The 2,835-nt window shown below is 65.0% G+C and carries 2 protein-coding genes and 1 pseudogene; 1 reads left to right on the top strand and 2 read right to left on the bottom strand.

The genetic code is table 11. The annotated features are described in order from the left end of the window. Positions 1–2,121, top strand: a 2,121-nt coding sequence (gene adhE / locus Q1V87_RS11660; protein WP_300592927.1) for a bifunctional acetaldehyde-CoA/alcohol dehydrogenase, incomplete at its 5' end; no start/stop codon positions are given. Between the two features lie 153 nt (positions 2,122–2,274). Here the strand turns inward: adhE and Q1V87_RS11655 are convergent. Further along, positions 2,275–2,361: pseudogene (locus tag Q1V87_RS11655) on the bottom strand (hypothetical protein); the annotation flags it as partial. Between the two features lie 73 nt (positions 2,362–2,434). Next, positions 2,435–2,835: GAP family protein (locus Q1V87_RS11650; RefSeq protein WP_300592923.1), on the bottom strand; the 401-nt coding region annotated here is incomplete at its 5' end.

Raw genomic sequence — 2,835 nt, 5'->3', positions numbered from 1 at the left:
ATGGTTCGCGCGGCATACTCCTGCGGCAAGCCCGCACTGGGTGTCGGCGCTGGAAACGTGCCTGCCTTCATCGAACGCTCCGCCAAGGTCGGCCGCGCCGTCAACGACGTCGTGCTGTCCAAGGCGTTCGACAACGGCATGGTGTGCGCCTCCGAGCAGGCAGTCATCCTCGACGAGCCGATCGCGACCGAGGCTATGGCCGAGTTCACGCGCCTGCACGCCTACGTCGTGAACGCCGACGAGAAGCGCAAGCTCGAAGAGTTCATCTTCGGCGTCCACGCCAACGCCAAGAACTGCGGCGAGGCCAAGCTCAACGCGAAGGTCGTCGGACAGTCCCCGGTGTGGATCGCCGAACAGGCCGGCTTCACGGTGCCCGAAGACACCTCGGTGCTCCTCGCCGAGTGCGCCGTCGTCGGACCCCAAGAGCCGCTCACCCGCGAAAAGCTGGCTCCGGTGCTCGCCGTGCTGCGCGCCAAGAACGCCGAAGAAGGCATCTCGCTCTCTGAGCAGATGGTCAACTTCGACGGCCTCGGCCACTCCGGCGCGATCCACAGCAACGACCAGAGCGTCATCGACGAGTTCGCCAAGCGCGTCCGCGCCGTCCGCATCATCGAGAACGCCCCCTCGGCTCTCGGTGGCATCGGCGACATCTACAACGCGTTCATGCCGTCCCTGACCCTCGGGTGCGGTTCCTATGGACGCAACTCCGTCTCCAACAACGTCTCGGCGGTGAACCTCGTGAACGTCAAGCGTGTCGGTCGGCGCAACAACAACCTGCAGTGGTTCAAGGTTCCGGCCAAGACCTACTTCGAGCCGAACGCGATCCGCTACCTCATCGACATGAAGAACGTCGAGCGGGTCACGATCGTGACCGACCCGACGATGACCAACCTCGGTTTCGTCGACAAGGTCATCGATGTGCTGAACCGTCGTCGCAACCGCGTGCACCTGCAGATCATCGACCGCGTGCAGCCCGAGCCGAAGCTCTCGAGCGTCGTCGCGGGTGCCGCTGAGATGCGTGAGTTCAACCCCGACACGATCATCGCGCTCGGTGGTGGTTCCCCGATGGATGCTGCCAAGGTCATGTGGCTGCTCTACGAGAACCCCGACGTGCAGTTCTCTGACATGCGCGAGAAGTTCTTCGACGTCCGCAAGCGCGCGTTCAAGTTCCCCGACCTCGGCAAGAAGGCACAGCTCGTCTGCGTCCCGACCACGTCGGGTACCGGTTCCGAGATGACGCCGTTCGCGGTCATCACGGATGACGAGACGGGAATGAAGTACCCGCTCGCCGACTACGCGCTGACCCCGTCGGTGGCGATCATCGACCCGGTCCTGACCTCGGCTCTGCCGGCCAAGGTCGTGGCGGATGCCGGATTCGACGCCCTCACGCACGCGACGGAGGCTTACGTCTCGGTGTACGCGAACGACTACACCGACGGCCTGGCCCTGCACGCCATCAAGCTGATCTTCGAGAACATCGAACGTAGCGCGAAGGCTCGCCCCGGCAGCACGGACCCCGCCGACATCCAGGCACGCGAGAAGATGCACAACGCGGCATCCATCGCGGGTATGGCCTTCGGCAACGCGTTCCTCGGGATCGTGCACGCGATGGCCCACGTCACCGGATCGAAGTTCCACCTGATCCACGGACGCACCAACGCGATCTACCTGCCTCACGTCATCCGTTACAACGGACGCATCCCCACGAAGCTGACCAGCTGGCCCAAGTACGAGCGCTACATCGCTCCCGAACGGTTCCAGCAGATCGCACAGCACCTGGGCCTGAAGGCCGCGACCCCCGAAGAGGGTGTCGAGTCCTACGCCCGGGCCGTGGAGAAGCTGCGTGACCTCGTCGGCATCGAGCGCTCCTTCCAGGCGCAGGGTGTCGCAGAGGAGGCCTTCATCGGCCGCCTCGACGAGCTCGCGATGGCTGCCTACGAAGACCAGTGCGCTCCGGCCAACCCCCGGATGCCCATGCTCGCCGACATGAAAACACTCATGGAGGCGGCGTACTACGGAACCTCGTTCGATGAGGTCCGTGCCCACCGCGGTGAGGTTGCGGTTGCGGGAGAAACCCCGGCAGAGGCCCCCGCAGCCCCGCTTGCCAAGCGCGGCGCGTAGTACGAGATCACCGAAGCCCCGCCGGGTCGCGTTTCCCGGCGGGGCTTCGGCGTGCCAGTCGAGTTGCCACCCGGCGGCGAGAGCAACGCGGTTCCAGTAGATCCGCTGCACCCGCCCGTTCCCTTCCCGGAAGGGGTGGACATAGTTGATCTTCTTGTAGTGATAGGCGAGCTGCTCAACGAACTCGTGACGGCTAAGGCCACGAAGGTGCGCGGCATCGGCGAGTTCAGCGACGAGCAGCGGCTGACACTCGCCGGATAGACGAGTCGCGCCGTTTCACGAGGAGAAGACTCATGCGGGCGTGCGCGGCGCCTCAGATCAGATTGACGGTGCCGATGATCGCCAGCAGCGCGCCGATCAACACCACCGAGAGACTCAGCACGAGTGAGGAGTTCGCAACGAGCCAGTCGCTGAAGCGCTCGAGCCGAGGCCGAACCGAATGGCTCCCGAACACGTACGCCAATACCAGGGCCGCGACAGTAGAGACCGCAACGGCCGTGAAGATGAGCACCGTCAGGCTGCTGCCGACGACGCTGAGGGAGGCTGAACCGATCGCAAGACCCGCCGCCAGCGCGATCGCAAGGTTCTTGGGTCGCACGTTCATGGCGAGTCCGAAGGCGAAGGCGCGGCGCGGGCCGACGTTGTCCATCGCCTTCGTCCACGATGGCGCGGTGGCAGGTTCCGGACGCCGGCGATCGACGACGGTGCGCCAGA

Source organism: Microbacterium sp., from assembly GCF_030149085.1.
GTDB lineage: Bacteria > Actinomycetota > Actinomycetes > Actinomycetales > Microbacteriaceae > Microbacterium.
Note: the sequence above shows the minus strand (reverse complement) of the source record. Positions and strands in the feature narration are given on the sequence as shown.